Origin of the sequence: Candidatus Pelagibacter communis (assembly GCF_001179945.1) — a bacterium.
GTDB classification, from domain to species: domain Bacteria; phylum Pseudomonadota; class Alphaproteobacteria; order Pelagibacterales; family Pelagibacteraceae; genus Pelagilacustribacter; species Pelagilacustribacter ubique_A.
Map to the genome: position 1 here is coordinate 1 of NZ_CVSG01000006.1, position 17,870 is coordinate 17,870.

Consider the following 17,870-nt stretch of genomic DNA (forward strand, 5'->3'; position numbering starts at 1 on the left):
ATTGTCTTCTAATACCATGAATTCGCCATTGATGTTTCTAATTAAATCGATTCCTGAAATGTTTGACCAGGCTTTATATTTAGGTGAAAACCCGTAACACTCCCTCAAATAATAAGGTGAATTAAAAACTAAATCTTCTGGGATAATATTATCTTTAAAAATTTTTCTATCATTATAAACATCATCAATGAAAAGATTTAAAGCTTTGACTCTTTGCAATAATCCTTTTGAAACTTTAGCCCAATCTTTTTTTAAAATTATTCTTGGAATAATATCTAGAGGCCATTTTTTTTCTTGAAGTTTTTTTCCGGAAGAATAAACTCGGAAATTAATCCCTCTAGCATTTATTGTACTTGCACAATTTTTTTCAATCTCATTTAGCTTTTTAATTCCGTGTCGCTCTAAAATATGTGAAATGATTATAGCTTGCCTACGCAACTTGTGATCAGAGTTCAGATACTCATCATAAGTTTTTTTAGAATCGTATTTTTTCCACAAATTTACCATTTAATAATTCTTAATAGTTTATTGCCTTTATCAAATGCACAAATTAGATAATAGCTATGATAATTAAGAATTGAATATTTATTATTTTTTAAATAAGAATTCACCATGACATATTGTATAGGTATTAAGACTAATGACGGAGTTGTTCTAGCCTCTGATTCAAGAACTAATGCTGGGTTAGATAACGTCAATATTTATTCAAAAATGCTTACCTATGATGTGGGCGATAGAACTGTTATTATTGTTACTTCTGGAAATTTAGCTACCTCTCAGGCTGTATTTAAATCAATCGAAAAAGATATTAAAGATAACAATTCTTTGAACTTAAATACATGTAAAGATTTTGAACAAATCGCGTCCTACATTGGTAAGTTAACAATAAAACATTCTTCACCAGATGGTGTAAACACAGATAGTCTAGTCTTAGGCGCAACTTTTATAATTGGAGGACAGATAAAAGGTCAAGATTTAGAACTTTATTTAATCTATCCTCAAGGAAACTATATAAGACCTGCAGATAGTAAACCTTATTTAGTAATAGGGGAAGTTAAATACGGAAAACCGATATTAGATCGAGTCATAACTCCTTCGGTTTCAATTGGTGATGCTGCTAGGTGTGCTTTAATTTCTATGGACTCTACTTTAAAGAGTGATCTCACAGTTGGGCCACCAATAGACCTAGCCGTATTTAAAAAAGGTGAAAAAAAATTATCCTATATTAAATGTTTAAATACAAATGATGAAGATTATAAAAAAATTTGTGATAAATGGTCAGACAAAGTTTTACAGGTTTTCGACACTTTTCCAAAATTTGATTGGGAAAAGTAAATTTAATATTTTTTTTCTTTAATTATTTTAAAAATTTTTTTGATATATAATACGTGTGCTTCCTCATTTAAATGAGAAGCTGGATCGTTAACTGTGTATATATTCTCTTTTTGGAATTGGTTTTTCCGTATTATCTCATTGAAATTTATATGTACAATTTTTGAAGACAAATTGAGTTCATTTATTATACTTGAAACATTGACATTATAATATCCTTCAAAATGGTTTTTATGTGGAAATGTTACAATAAAGATTTTCTTTAAATATTTTTTTGAAACTAGATAATCGAGATATTCTTGAGTTCTTTTTTTGAAATATTCTTTTTCTTGGTTATTTATCTTAAATAGATATTTTTGAATTTGTTGAAATTCACATTTATAATTACCTCCATCTTTAAATCCAAATTTTTTAATATTTAAAATTCTAGTTTTTATTTCATGGTAGGTCTTATAAATATAATAATTAGTTATGTGAAAATTAATAAATTTTTTTTTTTCAAGTTGAATTCTTGAAAAATTATAGTGCTTAGATACGTCCATAACTGCACCAGTATTGAATTCTCTTTTAATAGATTTAACGCTTCCGTCATTATTTTCTTCAATGTTATGTTTATACCTACATAATTCGTCTCCTATATCTGTTTGGTCAATGATTGAAATAATGTAATCGGGTTTAACTCCATATTCTTCCTCAAGAATTTTATATTGTACTTTCATCGGGCTAGGAGAGTAAGATGAGGTTCCACTGTTTATTAAACCAATATTTAGTCTTTTTACTATATCGTCTAAACTTTCATAAATTTGATCTTTAAAAACCATGTATTCTGCCCAGGAGTCGCCTTGTATTAAATAATTATCTTTATCAATTTTAAATTCAGAGATTGTAGAAAATAAATAATCTTCTTTATTCCAAAGAATATTTTGTTTTTCATGAGGCCAATTATTACCTCTTAAGTGGTGAACTCGATTTGAATATTCCTCATGAAAATTTAAATTTTCAAGATTAGTGAAGTTATTTTTATGTTTATATTTTTCTAAAACTGCAACCCAAGCGAAAACTAAAAAATAGACTAAAGCACATGAAAATAGGAATGAAAAAAAAATTAAGAAGACATTTTTTTTCATTTAAGAACCTAAATCTTTTATTTAAGCAAATACTTCACCCCAAGTGCCCTTTGTTGAAGCTTTAGAGTACTCAGTAGCTCTTCCTTCAAAAAAGTTCATGTGTTCTACTCCATTAAGCATCGTATCTAACCATGTTAATGGATTTTTCTTTACTTCGTAAATAGGATTTAAACCTAATTGTTCTAATCTTCTATTACCAATAAATCTAATGTACTGTTTAACTTCATCAGCTGTTAAACCTTGCATTGGACCCATTTGAAAAGCTAGATCAATAAATGCATCTTCGTGATGAACTATTGTTTTGCAAGCTTCATAGATTTCATTTTTTAATTTGTCATTCCAAATTTGTGGCTCTTCCTTAATGAAATCTCTAAAAAGTCTAATCATTGAATTACAGTGCAAAGTTTCGTCTCTAACTGACCAAGTTACTATTTGGCCCATCCCTTTCATTTTATTAAATCTTGGGAAGTTAAGTAAAATTGCAAAGCTTGCAAATAATTGTAAGCCTTCTGTGAATGCAGAAAATACAGCCATAGTCATAGCTATATTGTGTTTTGATTTTACATCAAATCCTTGCATATAATCATACTTATCTTTCATTTCTTTGTATTGTAAAAACGCAGAATACTCTGTCTCAGGCATTCCGATAGTATCTAATAAATGAGAGTATGCAGCGATATGGACTGTTTCCATTGCAGCAAATGCTGTCATCATCATTAAAACTTCTGTTGGTTTAAATACAGTTGTGTAGTGTCTTAGATAACAATTATTTACCTCAACATCTGCTTGAGTGAAAAATCTAAAAATATGAGTTAAAAGATTTTTTTCTTCAACTGATAAATTTTTTTGCCAATCTCTAACGTCGTCCCCTAATGGCACTTCTTCCGGCAGCCAATGAATTCTTTGTTGAGTTAACCAAGCATCATAGCACCACGGATATCTAAATGGTTTATACACTGGGTTTTCTACTAACAAACCCATTTTATTAGGTTGTATTATTGTTGGTTTAGTTTTTTCTGCTACTGACATGATAAACACTCCTCATAGTTATTGCTTTCATTATTTGATTCTTGTTTTCCAGAGTAAACATTTTTTGTCACATCTGTTGAAGATCCATTGTTTACATTTTCAGCTCTCTGGATTGATTTGGATCTACAGTAATAAAGGCTTTTCAGACCTTTTTTCCACGCTTGAAAATGAATATCGTGAAGTGCTTTCTTATGTATATCTGCTGGAACAAAGATGTTTACTGATTGTGCTTGTGATATGTGCGGAGTTCTATCTGCACCAAGTTCAACAATCCATCTTTGATCGATTTCAAAAGCTGTTTTAAATGTATCTTTTTCATTAGCAGTTAAAAAGTTTAAGTGTGACACAGATCCTTGATTGGTTGTTATTGTTGACCAAACTTCATCCGTATCTTTGTTATATTTTTGTAGTATCTTTTTAAGATATTTATTTCTCACGTTGAAAGAGCCTGAAAGCGTTTTATGTGTATAGCTATTGGCTGCAATAGGTTCTATCCCTGGAGAAGATCCTCCACAAATAATTGATATAGAAGCTGTTGGAGCTATTGCAGTTTTATTTGAAAATCTCTCCTTCATTCCATATTCTGCAGCATCAGGGCATGCTCCTCTTTCGTCAGCTAAAGTCTTTGAAGCTTCGTCAACTTTTTCTTGAATGTTTTGGAATATTTTTTTGTTCCATACTTTGCTCATCACAGATCCGAAAGGAATATTTTTTTGTTGAAAAAATGAGTGTAGTCCCATAACACCAAGACCAACGCTTCTTTCTCTCATGGCTGAATATTTCGCATGAGCAAACTCATCTGGAGCTCTATTTATAAAGTCCGTCATCACATTATCTAAAAATCTCATAACATCTTCAACAAATTGTGGATCATCTTTCCATTGATCGTAGGTATCTAAATTTAAAGATGATAAACAACAAACAGCCGTTCTTTGATTGCCTTCATTGTCTACCCCGGTTGGTAATGTAATTTCACTACAAAGGTTAGAGGTTTTAACTTTTAATCCTGCGAGTTTATGATGTTGGGGGATTTGTCTATTAACTGTATCTATATAAACAATATAAGGCTCCCCAGTCTCAATTCTAGCAGTCAACAATCTAATCCATAAATTTCTTGCTGGTATAGTTTGTTGAACAGATCCGTCATATGGACTTCTAAGTGCCCATTGACCACCTGTTTCTACTGCCCTCATAAATTCATCAGTTACCAAAACTCCGTGATGTAAATTTAGAGATCTTCTGTTAACATCTCCACCAGTAGGTCTTCTCATTTCAATAAATTCTTCAATTTCAGGGTGATCAATTTGCAAATAACAGGCTGCTGATCCTCTTCTTAAAGAGCCCTGACTAATTGCTAAAGTTAAAGAGTCCATAACTTTAATAAAAGGAATAATTCCTGAAGTCTTTCCAACTTTTCCGATCTTTTCTCCAATGGATCTCAGATTGCCCCAGTAGCTCCCTATTCCTCCGCCTCTAGCTGCAAGCCAAACATTTTCCTCCCAAAGATTTGTTATACCTTCAAGACTATCACTTGCTTCATTCAAAAAGCAGGAAATTGGTAATCCTCTTTCCGTGCCGCCATTGGATAAAACAGGTGTGGCTGGCATAAACCAAAGATTGCTAATATAATTATAAATTCTTTGCGCGTGTAAATTATCATCAGCATATACACTTGCTACTCTGGCAAAGAGATCTTGAAAACTTTCGTTTTGACCTAGATACCTATCAGTTAGAGTTGCTCTCCCAAAATCGGTTAGATTTTGATCCCTAGAACGATCAATCTTAATTGTTATACCTTTCTCATTTTGAAATAACTCTGTTTCTCCTGATAGAGAAAATAAATCCGGTTTTTTTGGTCCGTTATTTTTTAGACCGTTTTGGTTTTTTTGACTTATTGAGCCGACAGCTTTCTCTATTGCCAATGATACTGTTTTATTCATATTTTCCTTATTTTTACTCGATTTGTTAACAAAACAACTACATGTTGTGTTACAGATATGTTAATATACTATATAACACCGAAATCAATAGAACATTATAAGAACATTTAATTAATTTTGCAAGTGGAAAGTTTTGTTAATAAACATTTAATAACAAATGCCTATATTCTTTAGTAGTTATAACTAATGAAAATCAATCCTAACGGTTTTAGAGAATACGATGCACGATGGATCTTTGAAAAAGATATCGATATTGAGGGAATCACTAATTTAGGTAAAGGGCTCGGGACTCAAGTTATCAAAAACACTAAAAAAGATAATCCTAGAATAATAGTCGGACATGATTATAGATCATACAGTGAGAAAATTAAAAAAGCTCTTATTGATGGTTTAATATCAACTGGGTGTCATATTGAAGATGTGGGTTTATCTTTGTCTCCAATGGTTTATTTCGCTCAATTTAATTTAAATTCAGATGCTATTGCTATGGTCACTGCTAGTCATAACGAAAATGGATGGACTGGCGTAAAAATGGGTATCAAAAAAGGTTTAACACATGCACCTGAGGAAATGTCTGAGCTAAAAGAGTTAACGTTAAAAAATGAATTCAAAAAAGGTAAAGGTAGTTTAAAAATAATTGAAGATTTTAAAAAAATCTACATCCAGGATTTAATAAATAAAAATAAGATAAACAAAAAGATAAAAGTAGTTGTTGCTTGTGGTAATGGAACGGCTGGAGTATTTGCACCAGAAATTTTAAGAGGTATTGGATGTGAAGTAATAGAGTTAGATTGTGATTTAGACTGGTCTTTCCCAAAATATAATCCCAATCCAGAGGATTTAAAAATGCTTCACTCTATAGCTGAAGCTGTAGAAAAAAATAATGCAGACATAGGGTTTGGTTTTGATGGTGATGGAGATAGATGTGGGGTTATTGATGAGCAAGGAAAAGAAATATTTTCTGATAAGATAGGTCTACTTATAGCTAGAAATCTTTCTAATAAACATAAAAACTCTAAATTCGTTGTAGATGTGAAGTCAACTGGATTATTTAAAAATGATAGCATTTTAAATAAAAACGGTTGTAAAACTATTTATTGGAAGACAGGTCATTCTCATATCAAAAGAAAAGTAAGTGGTGAAAAAGCGCTTGCTGGCTTTGAAAAAAGCGGACACTTTTTCTTTAATCAACCTTTAGGTTTTGGTTACGATGATGGGATTAATTCTGCGATACAAGTTTGCCATCTTTTAAAAGATCAAAATAAAAAAATGAGTCAAATTTTAAAAGATCTTCCAATTACTTATCAAACACCAACAATGGCCCCCTACTGTAAAGATGAAGAAAAATACAAAGTTGTCGAAGAAGTAGTTCAAACAATACAAAAATTAAAAGACAAAGGTGCTAAAATTGATAATCAATCGATTGTGGAAATTCTAACTGTAAACGGAGCGAGATTTACCTTAGAAGACGGATCTTGGGGATTAGTACGTGCATCATCAAATAAGCCTTCATTAGTTGTGGTAACAGAAAGCACTCACTCTGATTCAAGAAAAAAAGAAATATTCAAATTCATTGATGGTCTTTTAGAAAAAACTGGAAAAATTGGTGAGTACGACCAAAAAATTTAAAGCGTAAAATATTCAAATAAGAATCTTGATCCAACAAAAACTAAAAAAATACCAAAATATTTAGTAAGTTTTCTCTTATTTAATCTATGACTTGTTTTTGCACCTATTCTAGCCATAAAAGCTGTAATAGGGAAAAAAATTAAAAAAACAGGAATATTTAAAAAACCGATGCTTAAAGGAACATTTGCATCTAATAGATGACCTGAAAGCAAAAATCCCATAGCGCCAAATAAAGCGATTACAAATCCAATAGCTGCAGCGCTACCTATAGCTTTATTAATTGGATATCCGAAATATTTTAGGATAGGTACATTCATTACTGCGCCTCCTATTCCCATTGGTGCAGAAACAAATCCACTAACTACGCCAGCTAGAGTTTTTGCTAAAAATCCAATTTTAATATCTAAATTTTCACCTTTTTCTTTTAAGAATAATAAATAAAAAGCTAATCCATAAACAACAATAGTAAAATATAAGATTAAAGGTTTTGTGCTTAAATTTGCAGCCAAGATTGTTCCTAAAATTACACCAGTTACAACAGAAAGACCAAATCCTCTAACAACTTTAAAATCAACAGCTTTATGCTGGTGATGGGTTAACACTGATACAATAGAAGTAGGTATGATTATGCCAAATGACGTGCCTACTGATAGATGCATCACATAAGAAGGGTCTATTCCTGCTCTTGTAAAAATATAGAATAAAATTGGAACTGTTATTAGCCCTCCGCCAATTCCAAAAAGACCTGCAGCAAACCCTGCTGGAATAGCAGTAATGATCATAACAAATATTAAATAAATTATTTCAGATTGTGAAAGTATTAACAAAGTTATCTTTCCAGAGATATAATTTTTGTCTTTTTAATTTGATCCATCAAGTGATTAACTTTTTTAAGATCTGCATCTCTTATGCACATATTTTTAGAAAGATATTGTTTCCAGACTTTTGAACCATTCTGTCCATGAAATAGGCCTACAGTATGTCTCATAATATGATTTAATTGAACACCTTTTGTAGTTTCCTCTTGAATGTAGGGAATTAACTTTTCCATTACCTCAGATCTTGTAGGAATATTATCATTACCAAAAACTTCCCTCTCTATCTCTGCTAAGAAGTAAGGAGAGTGATAAATTGCTCTACCTATCATTACGCCATCAACTTTTGTAAGGTGATTTTTAATTTCTCCTGATGTTTTAATTCCACCATTAATTATAATTTCATCATTTTTAAAAAAATCTTTAAGTTTGTAAACAAAATCATACTTTAGTGGTGGAATATTTAAATTTTCTTTTGGAGTCAATTTTTTCAAAAGTGCTTTCCTTGCATGAATAATAAATTTTTGTGAACCAGCATCTTTTGTTGTTTGAATGAACGATTTTAAAAATTCAAAATCTTCAACTTCATTATAACCAATTCTTGTTTTTATAGTGATTGGTAATTTTGTTGCTTTAGACATTGACTCAATACATTTTGCTACTAATTTAGGTTCTTGCATAAGGCACGCACCGAATTTATTTTTTTGAACTTTTTTACTAGGGCAACCTAAATTTAAATTTATTTCTTTGTAACCATATTGCTCAGAAATTCTACAAGCTTCAGCAAGTTCTGACTCGTTTGAACCACCAACTTGTAAAGTAACTGGATTTTGAATTTTTTTAAATGATAGAAGTTTTTTTCTATCACCTCTTATGATTGCATTTGCTACAATCATCTCAGTATATAAATGAACGTTTTTACTTATAAGACTTAAAAAATAAATTTCATGTTTATCAGTGCAATCCATCATAGGCGCAACTGAAACAGTTTTTTTCATGATCTGTTAAGATTTGTTTTCTTCTTCTGTAGCCTCTTCACTTAATTCAAGAGGTTCTTCTTCTTTGTCTAAATTTTCTTCTTTTATTTCTGGTTGCTCTGCTTTTAGTTCTGATAGTGCCTCATCAGCTAAGCTAGGTTTTTTAACTTCTGGAATTCTTCTGGTTCTTTTTGAAGGTAATATTGCAACTCCGCTTTTAGATACCTGACCTTTGTATAGATTTTCAAAGTCATCGTTGGTTTCCTCTTCAATTTCCTCTTGCTCCTCTGATTCGTCCGGCTCTTTTCTTAATCTTTTTATTGCACTAGCTTCAACCTCATTAACATCAATCTTGCCATCTCCAATTTCTCTTAATGATATAATTGTTCGTTTGTCATTATCTTCCTCAACTAACATAGGTGCTCCAGCATTTAGTTGAACGGTTCTTTCTTTTGCTAATAGAACCAAATCGTATTGGTTATCAACTTTTTCTAAACAATCTTCTACGGTAATTCTTGCCATGATGGTGAGTGTATATTGAAATAATCTTAATAAATCAATTATTTTTTAAGTATGACAGGTTCTAATGTGCTTCTAATTGAAATCAAAAGAGCTAGTGAAACAATAATATAAATACCAGCAATTAATGCAATATTTTCAATAACATAACCGCTATCAATCAATATTCCAAAAACTGCAGTGCCAAAAGCGGTTGAAAATACCATCAGTGCAGTTGTTAATGCTTTAATTGCACCAATGTACTTTACCCCATAAATTTCAGCCCAAGTTGAAGAGCCTAATACGTTAGCTAATCCGTTGGATACGCCTATTAAACCTAAAAAAATAAATGCAGAAATTTCTTGTTCATAATAAAACAAAACTAGCATTGCAAAAAGTAAAGGAATATTCATCAATGGAATTAATTTTCTACTTGTAAATTTATCAACTAAAAAACCAGAAAAAAATAAAGTTACAATTGAAGTAATCGAATAAACCATAAAAGCTTTTGGAATTGTATAGATGCCCCACATTTTAGACTCTGTAATAAAAGATTGGTAAACAAATACACCAGTAGCTACCCAAGGCATTGCAAGCATATTTAGTGAAACTATATAAAATCTAAAGTCTTTAATTACTTCTACTCTTCGCCAACTTTTAATTTTTAAATTTATTTTTGGATTTTGATCTTTTTCTCTAGACTCAAGTTTTACACTTCTAATGGTATTAAATATTACAATTGGTAGAAATAAGATAATTATTATTGCGATACCCTGCCAAACAGTTCTCCAAGAGTAAATCACAAAAAAATAAGTAACAAAAACTGGCAAAATGAATTCTGCTGAAGACAAACCAAACCAAATTGTGCTTAAAGCTTTGCCTCGTGATTTTTCAAAAAATCTCGAAATAGTAGTTGTAGAGGTATGGCTCATTAAGCCTTGACCAGAAAATCTCATCAAAAAAATACCGACAGCTAAAAGGTAGATGCTATTTATAAAAGAAAAAAAAAGTGATGATAAAAATAGTAATATTATGACAAAAAATGAGTAATAAAAAATCTGATACTCATCAATTTTTTTTCCTACCCATATTAATAGAACGCTAGAAAAAATTGTTGCCATTGCATAAATATTTCCAAATTGCCCGTGGGTTATACCTAACTCATTTCTAATTGGTGCGTTAAACAAACCTAAAAAAAAGCTCTGTCCAAAACTTGAAAAAAATGTAAAGATAAAACCAAATATTATAATTTTTTTATTAATCGAAATTTTAATCATTAATGATTTTAGTAAACTTTATTTTAAAATAATGAATTATCTTAAGCATAAATATAGATCAATTTAATTTTAAATTTTATTATGAATGGTCCACTTAAAAATATACTTGTTCTTGATTTAACTAGAGTTTTAGTAGGTCCATATTGCACAATGATATTATCAGATTTAGGCGCAAGGGTAATCAAAGTAGAGTCTCCAAATGGAGGAGATGATTCTAGAAAGTTCGGACCTTTTATAAAAGATAATTCTGCGTATTTCATGTCTCTTAATAGAGGAAAAGAAAGTATCGCCTTAAACTTAAAAAACTCAGAAGATAAAAAAATATTTTTGAATATTCTTAATAAGACAGATGTTCTGGTTGAAAATTTTAAACCTGGAACTTTAGAAAAATGGGGTTTGGGCTGGAAAGATTTATGTGGCAAGTTTCCAAAACTGATTTATGCATCCGCATCAGGATTTGGGCAAACAGGGCCACTTAAAGAGTTACCAGCTTACGATATGGTTGTTCAAGGAATGGGAGGTTTGATGAGTGTCACTGGTCATCCTAAGACTGAGCCAACAAGAGTGGGAACTTCTATAGGTGACATTACAGCTGCTTTGTTTACCACTATAGGAATAAATTCAGCATTATATGATAGAGAAAAAACTGGAAAAGGTATGTTTATTGATGTTTCGATGTTGGATTGTCAGATAGCTATTTTAGAAAACGCTATTGCGAGGTATTTATCAAAAAATGAAATCCCTCAGCCCATGGGTTCTAGACATCCCTCTATTGCGCCATTTGAAGCATTTAAGACTAAAGATACTTATATAATTATTGCAGCTGGTAACGATAAATTATTTGAAAAATTATGTAATGCGCTCGACATGAAAGCAGAGTTTAATAATGAGAAATTTAAAACTAATGCGCTTAGATGCAAAAATATGGATGAATTAAAACTAATTATGGAAAAAAAATTAAAAATTTTAAATACTAAAGAGTGGACTCAAAAATTAGAAAAAGATAAAATTCCATGTGGTCCAATTTTTAATATTAAAGATGCTGTTGAAAATCCACAAATAAAAGCTCGAAACATGATAATTAATACATTCCATAAAGTGGCAGGGGATTTTAAAGCAGCAGGGAACCCTATTAAGATGTCCAGTTATGCAGATAGTATAAAAAGGGGGGATGTACCTGATTTAGATGAGAATAGAGAAAAAATAATTAAGGAGTTTTGTAAATAATTATGTCTTGCAAAGTTGCGTTTATAGGTTTGGGTGTCATGGGTTATCCAATGGCAGGTTACATTTCAAAAGCGGGTCACGATGTAACTGTTTTTAATCGAACAAAAGCAAAAGCAGAAAAATGGATTCAAGAATATAAAGGTAAAACTGCAGACACTCCAATGGATGCAGCTAAAGACTGTGATTTTATTTTCACATGTGTTGGCAACGACAATGATTTAAGAGAGGTAACTCTAGGTGATAAAGGTTTATTTAAGACTGCGAAAAAAGGCTCAATCTACATAGATAACACTACTGCTTCAGCAAATATTGCACGAGAACTTTATAAAGAGGCAAAGTCAAAGAATTTTGATTTTCTAGACGCACCAATTTCAGGAGGGCAAGCAGGAGCTGAAGGCGGAACTTTAACAGTAATGGTTGGAGGAGATGAAGCTCCATATAAAAAAGCTGAGCCAGTTATTGATTGTTACAGTAAAAAGATAAAATTACTTGGTCCCTCTGGTAGTGGTCAGTTAACTAAGATGGTAAACCAAATTTGTATAGCTGGTTTAGTGCAAGGTTTATCAGAAGCAATTAATTTTGGCATAAATGCAGGATTAAATATGCATGATGTTATTGAGGTAATTTCAAAAGGTGCAGCACAATCATGGCAAATGGAAAATAGGCACAAAACAATGATTGAAGATAAATTTGATTATGGTTTTGCTGTTGATTGGATGAGAAAAGATTTAAAAATAGCTATGGATGAAGCAAAGAAAAATAACTCTCCCCTACCAATCACAAAAATAATCGATGAATATTATGCTGAAGTTCAGAAAATGGGTGGTCAAAGATGGGATACTTCAAGCCTAATTAAAAGATTTAGAAAATAAGTTGTGCCTGAAACAGTAAGTTATTACGAAAATTCAAAAGAGATAGAAAAAAAAATCTGGGATCTGCTAACTAGAGCAGTTAAAGATAGATCTTCAGAGTTTAGAACGCCAGTGTTTATCTGTGGGAGTGATAATGACCTTGATGGAAGAGTTGTTGTTCTTAGAAAAGCAGATCAACAGAATAATTTTATCCAGTATCATAGTGATATTAGATCTTCTAAAATTGAAAAAATAAAAAAGAATCCTCACTGTTCAATTTTGTTTTATGGTAAAGAAGAAAAAATACAGCTCAGAGTTAAAGCTGAATGCGAAGTTAATTTTAATAACGATATCACAAAAGAATCTTGGGAAAAAACTGGTCACATAAGTAGAAAATGTTACTTAGCAACCAGTGGACCTGGAACAGAGTCTGAAAAGCCAACTTCAGGTCTAGATAATAAATTTGATAACTTTGACTTCACAAAAGAAGAAAGTGAAGAAGGCTACAAAAATTTTTGTGTAATTAAATGTAAAATTAAAAGTATTGAGTGGCTTTATTTAGCAGCTAAAGGTCATAGGAGAGCCTTATTAGATCTAAATGGTTCTAAAAAATTTACTTGGTTAGTCCCTTAAATTATTCAGTGTAGCCTTTTAAAGATTTTGCATCTTTTTTATCGACAATAATGGATTTTACATCGGTCCAAAATTGTTTTGCACCATATTCTTCGTATCCTTGCAGAGTTCCCTTATCTATACAATTTTCTCCAAACCATTTTTTTTGATCTTTTTTATATCCTTGGTTTTCTCCATTCCATTCCTTTGATCCATCTCTTCTCTTGATAACCTGGTGGAGATTAGATTTATAATTTAAAGAACAAGTTGGCAGTGCATGTGCACTTTCAGTATCATATCTTGAAGGTGGATACATTCTGCTTTCAAAATGATGTCCACCTGAGTAAGTTAAAAGATATAAGTTAGGATTCTTAGAGGAATCTTTTAAATTCTTACAGACCCATGGAGGTGTTGATTCGTCTTGTTGCCCATTGATTGCAAACATCTTAATTTTATCACTAAAATTAACTTCCGATATATCTGGACAAGCAGCATTAATCATAAATCCCTTAGTAATTAAATTCATCGAGGGATATTTATCTCTTAAATCTTGCCAGCCTGCTTTAAATATAGCTAATGATCCTGTTGAGGATCCAATTAAAATTACTTCTTTGGTTTTTCCATATAGTTTTGTTACTTCTTCTATAGTTGCTATAGCATCATAAAGAATCATAGAGCTTGTGTATGATCCAGTAAACTTTTTTTGATATCTTGGTTCTGCACCATATACTATTGCAGTTGCATATCCGTATTTACTTACTTGTTTTTCATAATAAATCTCATCGTCCATGTTTGGAGTGCTTGAAGGAACTACAATTATTAATCCTTTTGAAATTGAATCAAGATTTCTTAATTCTACTCTTATTTTTTCATCCTTGCCTTGATCATTTAATAAAGTTAAATCATCGTTTGTATTTTTTGAAGTTATAGTTATTTCTGTTACTTTCCGATCATCTTTTGAAACAACTTTTTTCGGAACGTCTCCAATTCTTTTTAAATTAATAACACAAGGAACATAATCACTGTCTCCTTTATACTTTCTTTTCATTTTGAGGTTTCCGTATTTTTTATCTCCATAATACTGTGATTTACCTCCTACTTTTCTTTTAAATTGATAAACAGAATGTTTTTTTTCATCATCATTCAAATTGCCAGTAATGATGCTTTTATTACCACGTCTTTCGCCTTTAATAAAAATTTTACCTTTATCGTCAACTCTTGATTTTTTTTCGTCTAAAGTCCATCTCCCTGCTCCGCCCCTATCATTGGTTACCATTCCATCTTTAATTATAAATTGGCTACCGTCATACGCATTGCTATTTTTGCTCCCCCTGCAATAATCACTAAAGGTGTATGCACCATCGTATTTTGATGAAGGTTTACCCACTGCTAAAACAGGACTAATTAGAAATAAAGAAATCAAAATAATAAAATTATTTTTTATATTTTTTAATATTCTCAACATAGTTTTTAGCGTTTTCTTTGATGTGCTCTATTTCTTCATCTGTAACTTGCCTAACTACTTTACCTGGACTGCCAAGGACCAATGATCTATCTGGAATAATTTTATTTTCTGTCACCAGTGAGTTTGCTCCGATGATACAGTTTTTACCAATCTTTGCTTTATTTAAAATAGTTGAACCTATTCCAATAATACAATCATCTGAAATTTCACATCCATGAAGCATTACCATGTGCCCTACTGTTACTCCTTTGCCTACAATTGTAGGACAACCTGGGTCTGTATGTATAACGCTACCATCTTGAATATTTGAACCTTCACCAATGATAATTGGTTCTAAATCACCTCTTAAAGTTGCATTGAACCAAATATTAGAATTCTTTTTTAATTCTACTCTACCAATAATAACTGCATTAGAAGCTACCCAACTGTTTGGATCGATTTTAGGAGTATGACCGTTAACATCGTAAATCATAAATTTGCTGTAATGTATTATTAATTATCTTATAATATATTATGGCTTTAACAAAAACACCAGTTTGCGATTTTGGAAAAAAAGCTGAGGATTTCAAACTAAAATCAATAGAAAATAAAATTATTTCTTTAAATGACGTAAAAGGTGAAAACGCAACACTTGTAATGTTTATTTGTAATCACTGTCCTTACGTAAAGGCTATAATTAAAGATTTAGCTAAAGACTGTAATCAATTAAAAAAAGACGGGATTAATTCTGTTGCTATCATGTCAAATGATACTAAAAATTATCCAGAAGACTCGTTTGATAATATGATCAAGTTTGCTAAGGCTAATAATTTTGGTGAAATAAATTATTTAATTGATGAAACACAAGATATCGCAAAAAAGTATGGAGCTGTTTGTACACCTGATTTCTTTGGCTATAATAAAGATTTAAAACTTCAGTATCGAGGAAGATTCAGAGAACTCAAAGATTTAAAACCAACTTCAGGTGGCGATAGTGATTTAAAAGTTGCAATGAAAATGATTTCTGAAACTCAAGCAGGTCCAAAGGAACAAATTCCTAGCATGGGATGCAATATAAAGTGGTTTAATTAATGTTTTTAGTTTCTACTAGAAATTTTCCTCCTGAACTTGGTGGAATGCAAAACTTAATGGAAGGTTTGTCTAACGCTCTTTTAAATCATGGACCAGTGAAGGTTTTTGCTGATAATCATGATGATGCAAAAATTTATGATCAAAATTCTAAATTAAGCATTGAGCGTGTATCAGGCTTTAAGATTTTCAGAAAGTATAGAAAAGCTAATTTGGTTAAAGATTTTATTGAGGGAAATGAAATAAGAGCATGTTTCTTTGACCATTGGAAGAGTATTGAAAATATCGATTTACAAATTTTAAAAAAATCAAAATCTTTTTGTTTAATTCACTCTAAAGAGATCAATCATCCTGCTGGTTCCTCTTTGAATAAAAGAGTTGTGAAAGCTCTAAACAAGGCAGACTTTGTAATTGCAAATTCAAAATTCACAAAAGAATTGGCATTAAAATTAGGAGTAAAAGATGTTACTGTTATCAATCCAGGATGTAATTATCCGCTCACAGTCAACGAAAAGTCTAGAGAATTTTCAAAGAATATTTTTGGTAATTCTTCACCAAAATTAATTACTGTATCTAGACTAGATGGTCGAAAAAGTCATCAAAATATTTTGATGACAATAAAAAATCTTTTGCCAAAGTTTCCAAATATGAAATATGTATCAATCGGTGATGGAGAGGAAAAAAGAAATCTTGAAAAGTTAAAAATGGAACTAGGATTAGAAAAAAATGTGGAATTAATTTTTAGTTCCACTGAACAAGAAAAAGTAGGATTGTTAGAACAGTCAGACGTTTTTGTAATGCCGTCTGTAGTTTATAAGAAATCAGTTGAGGGATTTGGTATAAGCTACATTGAAGCTGCATCTTATGGCAAACCTTCTATTGGTGGAATTTATGGTGGCGAAGGAGATGCAATTAAAAGTGGAATAACGGGATATCTATGTAATGGAAATGATCTAAATGCTATTTACGAAACATTATTAAAAATTTTATCTGATGAAAAATACAAAGAACTTGGGAACAATGCCTATGAGTTTTCCAAAGAATTTTCATGGGAAAAAATAATTAAAAAATATATTAGTTTAATTTAGACTTTATTGAATTAATAACACTATCAACATCTAGATCTTTAAGATTTTCAACGCTTATCGCTTTAAAATTATAATTCTCAATGCTTACTTTTTTAGCTGTTGTGTGACTTCCAAATAGTACTATTCCATTTTTATCTAAATGAGAAGCTATGTGAGCTGGGCCAGTGTCATTCGAAACTATAAATTTTGATTTATAAATTAAACTTACTAAAGTTTTTATATTTACTGGATCTTTGCCATCTAAAACTACTTTGGCATTTAATTTGTTAGCTTCTTCTATTTCATTAGGACCTGGAGCTAATAAGATTGGATATTTGTTTTTAAACACTTGTTTCAATTTTATAATTAGCTCCTTAAAATATGGCCACTTTTTATGAGGAAGTTTTCTAGAGCAAAATGGAAATAATAAAATATATTCGTCATTAGCATACTGTTTTATGAGTCTTGAAATATCTTCAACAGCCCAACTCAAGTCAATATTTTTTATAAACTCAGTTTCAATCCCACTTTTTGTTAATTGAACCTCCATACGATCCAAGACGGGATCTTTATCAAATTCTTTCTTTTTTTGACCTGGTTCTAATGAGGTTTCAGATGAAGACCATTCTACATTTTTAATTATAAATCTTTTATAAAATTTTGTTCTACTTGAATTTTGTAAATCAAATACTTTTGAAAATTCGTATTTTTTTAAATTCTTTTTAAGATTATTTAGATAAAATAAGTTCCATCTCGGTAATCTTTTATCAATAATAACCCCATCTATGTAAGGACATTCAGACATAAATATTGCATATGGCTGTGAGGTAAGTAAAAAAACTTTTCTATTCTGATAAAATTTTTTTATATCTTTAATTGCGCCATTTGCTTGAATTAAATCACCTAATGAACCATGTTTTATAATTAATATATTTGACATTATTATTTCCGAGTAT

Annotated in this window: 18 protein-coding genes; 7 read left to right on the plus strand and 11 right to left on the minus strand. The window is 30.8% G+C overall.

Annotated elements, in window-relative coordinates; translation table 11 throughout:
- A partial coding sequence (locus tag AMN78_RS00060; RefSeq protein WP_179850579.1) for a circularly permuted type 2 ATP-grasp protein occupies window positions 1–507 on the minus strand: 507 nt, incomplete at its 3' end.
- A 105-nt stretch (window positions 508–612) separates the two neighbouring features.
- Here AMN78_RS00060 and AMN78_RS00065 point away from each other — a divergent pair.
- Window positions 613–1,335, plus strand: a complete 723-nt coding sequence (locus tag AMN78_RS00065; RefSeq protein WP_075533599.1) for a proteasome-type protease — start codon at window positions 613–615, stop codon at window positions 1,333–1,335.
- Between the two features lie 2 nt (window positions 1,336–1,337).
- Here the strand turns inward: AMN78_RS00065 and AMN78_RS00070 are convergent, their stop codons facing one another.
- The 3 genes from AMN78_RS00070 to AMN78_RS00080 are packed head-to-tail and all read right to left on the minus strand — an operon-like array spanning window position 1,338 to window position 5,428.
- The gene (locus AMN78_RS00070) at window positions 1,338–2,459 is read right to left on the minus strand and encodes a hypothetical protein (RefSeq protein WP_075533600.1); all 1,122 of its coding nucleotides are present in this window, start codon (window positions 2,457–2,459) and stop codon (window positions 1,338–1,340) included.
- 21 nt (window positions 2,460–2,480) lie between these two features.
- Window positions 2,481–3,488: a ribonucleotide-diphosphate reductase subunit beta gene (locus AMN78_RS00075; protein ID WP_075533601.1), complete on the minus strand. Its 1,008-nt coding sequence runs from the start codon at window positions 3,486–3,488 to the stop codon at window positions 2,481–2,483.
- Window positions 3,479–5,428, minus strand: a complete 1,950-nt coding sequence (locus AMN78_RS00080; protein WP_075533602.1) for a ribonucleoside-diphosphate reductase subunit alpha — start codon at window positions 5,426–5,428, stop codon at window positions 3,479–3,481. The genes AMN78_RS00075 and AMN78_RS00080 overlap by 10 nt, the downstream gene beginning before the upstream one ends.
- 186 nt (window positions 5,429–5,614) lie before the next feature.
- On the opposite strand from AMN78_RS00080, the gene AMN78_RS00085 reads away from it, so the two are divergent.
- The gene (locus AMN78_RS00085) at window positions 5,615–7,057 is read left to right on the plus strand and encodes a phosphomannomutase/phosphoglucomutase (protein ID WP_075533603.1); all 1,443 of its coding nucleotides are present in this window, start codon (window positions 5,615–5,617) and stop codon (window positions 7,055–7,057) included.
- Here AMN78_RS00085 and AMN78_RS00090 read toward each other — a convergent pair.
- The 4 genes from AMN78_RS00090 to AMN78_RS00105 are packed head-to-tail and all read right to left on the minus strand — an operon-like array spanning window position 7,054 to window position 10,624.
- A complete protein-coding gene (locus AMN78_RS00090) occupies window positions 7,054–7,839 on the minus strand; it encodes a sulfite exporter TauE/SafE family protein (protein ID WP_075533604.1) in 786 nt (261 codons plus the stop codon). The two genes, AMN78_RS00085 and AMN78_RS00090, sit on opposite strands and share 4 nt — an antisense overlap.
- Window positions 7,840–7,886: 47 nt before the next feature.
- Window positions 7,887–8,870, minus strand: a complete 984-nt coding sequence (gene dusA / locus AMN78_RS00095) for a tRNA dihydrouridine(20/20a) synthase DusA (RefSeq protein ID WP_075533605.1) — start codon at window positions 8,868–8,870, stop codon at window positions 7,887–7,889.
- Window positions 8,871–8,876: 6 nt separating this feature from the next.
- Window positions 8,877–9,371 carry a DNA-directed RNA polymerase subunit omega gene (rpoZ, locus tag AMN78_RS00100; protein ID WP_075533606.1) on the minus strand — a complete coding sequence of 165 codons (495 nt, stop codon included), beginning with the start codon at window positions 9,369–9,371 and terminating at the stop codon, window positions 8,877–8,879.
- 38 nt (window positions 9,372–9,409) lie between these two features.
- Window positions 9,410–10,624, minus strand: a complete 1,215-nt coding sequence (locus AMN78_RS00105) for an MFS transporter (protein ID WP_075533607.1) — start codon at window positions 10,622–10,624, stop codon at window positions 9,410–9,412.
- An 81-nt stretch (window positions 10,625–10,705) separates the two neighbouring features.
- On the opposite strand from AMN78_RS00105, the gene AMN78_RS00110 reads away from it, so the two are divergent.
- From AMN78_RS00110 to AMN78_RS00120, 3 genes are read left to right on the plus strand one after another with little or no spacing between them, the layout of a single operon-like run.
- Complete coding sequence (locus AMN78_RS00110) at window positions 10,706–11,851, plus strand: CaiB/BaiF CoA transferase family protein (RefSeq protein ID WP_102133220.1); 1,146 nt, start codon at window positions 10,706–10,708, stop codon at window positions 11,849–11,851.
- 2 nt (window positions 11,852–11,853) lie between these two features.
- The gene (locus AMN78_RS00115) at window positions 11,854–12,723 is read left to right on the plus strand and encodes an NAD(P)-dependent oxidoreductase (protein WP_075533609.1); all 870 of its coding nucleotides are present in this window, start codon (window positions 11,854–11,856) and stop codon (window positions 12,721–12,723) included.
- A 3-nt stretch (window positions 12,724–12,726) separates the two neighbouring features.
- Window positions 12,727–13,335 (plus strand): pyridoxamine 5'-phosphate oxidase family protein, encoded by a 609-nt coding sequence (locus tag AMN78_RS00120; RefSeq protein ID WP_075533610.1) that lies wholly within the window; start codon window positions 12,727–12,729, stop codon window positions 13,333–13,335.
- 1 nt (window position 13,336) lies between these two features.
- On the opposite strand, the gene AMN78_RS00125 is transcribed toward AMN78_RS00120, so the two are convergent.
- Both AMN78_RS00125 and AMN78_RS00130 read right to left on the minus strand, forming a co-directional pair.
- A complete protein-coding gene (locus tag AMN78_RS00125) occupies window positions 13,337–14,779 on the minus strand; it encodes a hypothetical protein (protein ID WP_075533611.1) in 1,443 nt (480 codons plus the stop codon).
- Entirely contained in the window at window positions 14,748–15,251 is a 504-nt protein-coding gene (locus AMN78_RS00130) for a gamma carbonic anhydrase family protein (protein WP_075533612.1), read from the minus strand. The genes AMN78_RS00125 and AMN78_RS00130 overlap by 32 nt, the downstream gene beginning before the upstream one ends.
- A 41-nt stretch (window positions 15,252–15,292) precedes the next feature.
- Between AMN78_RS00130 and AMN78_RS00135 the strand changes: the two genes are divergently transcribed.
- The gene (locus tag AMN78_RS00135; protein ID WP_075533613.1) at window positions 15,293–15,850 is read left to right on the plus strand and encodes a thioredoxin family protein; all 558 of its coding nucleotides are present in this window, start codon (window positions 15,293–15,295) and stop codon (window positions 15,848–15,850) included.
- Complete coding sequence (locus AMN78_RS00140; RefSeq protein WP_075533614.1) at window positions 15,850–16,935, plus strand: glycosyltransferase family 4 protein; 1,086 nt, start codon at window positions 15,850–15,852, stop codon at window positions 16,933–16,935. Before AMN78_RS00135 ends, AMN78_RS00140 begins: the two co-directional genes overlap by 1 nt.
- Here the strand turns inward: AMN78_RS00140 and AMN78_RS00145 are convergent.
- Complete coding sequence (locus AMN78_RS00145; protein WP_075533615.1) at window positions 16,922–17,854, minus strand: glycosyltransferase family 9 protein; 933 nt, start codon at window positions 17,852–17,854, stop codon at window positions 16,922–16,924. The genes AMN78_RS00140 and AMN78_RS00145 overlap by 14 nt on opposite strands.
- Window positions 17,855–17,870 lie beyond the last annotated feature (16 nt).

Excerpts from the sequence above, each read along its gene's own strand:
- AMN78_RS00085 (WP_075533603.1), top strand. The coding sequence starts at position 5,615 with ATGAAAATCAATCCTAACGGTTTTAGAGAATACGATGCACGATGGATC.
- AMN78_RS00105 (WP_075533607.1), bottom strand. The coding sequence starts at position 10,624 with ATGATTAAAATTTCGATTAATAAAAAAATTATAATATTTGGTTTTATC.
- dusA (WP_075533605.1), bottom strand. The coding sequence starts at position 8,870 with ATGAAAAAAACTGTTTCAGTTGCGCCTATGATGGATTGCACTGATAAA.
- AMN78_RS00075 (WP_075533601.1), bottom strand. The coding sequence starts at position 3,488 with ATGTCAGTAGCAGAAAAAACTAAACCAACAATAATACAACCTAATAAA.
- AMN78_RS00140 (WP_075533614.1), top strand. The coding sequence starts at position 15,850 with ATGTTTTTAGTTTCTACTAGAAATTTTCCTCCTGAACTTGGTGGAATG.
- AMN78_RS00130 (WP_075533612.1), bottom strand. The coding sequence starts at position 15,251 with ATGATTTACGATGTTAACGGTCATACTCCTAAAATCGATCCAAACAGT.
- AMN78_RS00135 (WP_075533613.1), top strand. The coding sequence starts at position 15,293 with ATGGCTTTAACAAAAACACCAGTTTGCGATTTTGGAAAAAAAGCTGAG.
- AMN78_RS00125 (WP_075533611.1), bottom strand. The coding sequence starts at position 14,779 with ATGTTGAGAATATTAAAAAATATAAAAAATAATTTTATTATTTTGATT.
- AMN78_RS00110 (WP_102133220.1), top strand. The coding sequence starts at position 10,706 with ATGAATGGTCCACTTAAAAATATACTTGTTCTTGATTTAACTAGAGTT.
- AMN78_RS00065 (WP_075533599.1), top strand. The coding sequence starts at position 613 with ATGACATATTGTATAGGTATTAAGACTAATGACGGAGTTGTTCTAGCC.
- rpoZ (WP_075533606.1), bottom strand. The coding sequence starts at position 9,371 with ATGGCAAGAATTACCGTAGAAGATTGTTTAGAAAAAGTTGATAACCAA.
- AMN78_RS00070 (WP_075533600.1), bottom strand. The coding sequence starts at position 2,459 with ATGAAAAAAAATGTCTTCTTAATTTTTTTTTCATTCCTATTTTCATGT.
- AMN78_RS00080 (WP_075533602.1), bottom strand. The coding sequence starts at position 5,428 with ATGAATAAAACAGTATCATTGGCAATAGAGAAAGCTGTCGGCTCAATA.
- AMN78_RS00115 (WP_075533609.1), top strand. The coding sequence starts at position 11,854 with ATGTCTTGCAAAGTTGCGTTTATAGGTTTGGGTGTCATGGGTTATCCA.
- AMN78_RS00090 (WP_075533604.1), bottom strand. The coding sequence starts at position 7,839 with ATGATCATTACTGCTATTCCAGCAGGGTTTGCTGCAGGTCTTTTTGGA.
- AMN78_RS00145 (WP_075533615.1), bottom strand. The coding sequence starts at position 17,854 with ATGTCAAATATATTAATTATAAAACATGGTTCATTAGGTGATTTAATT.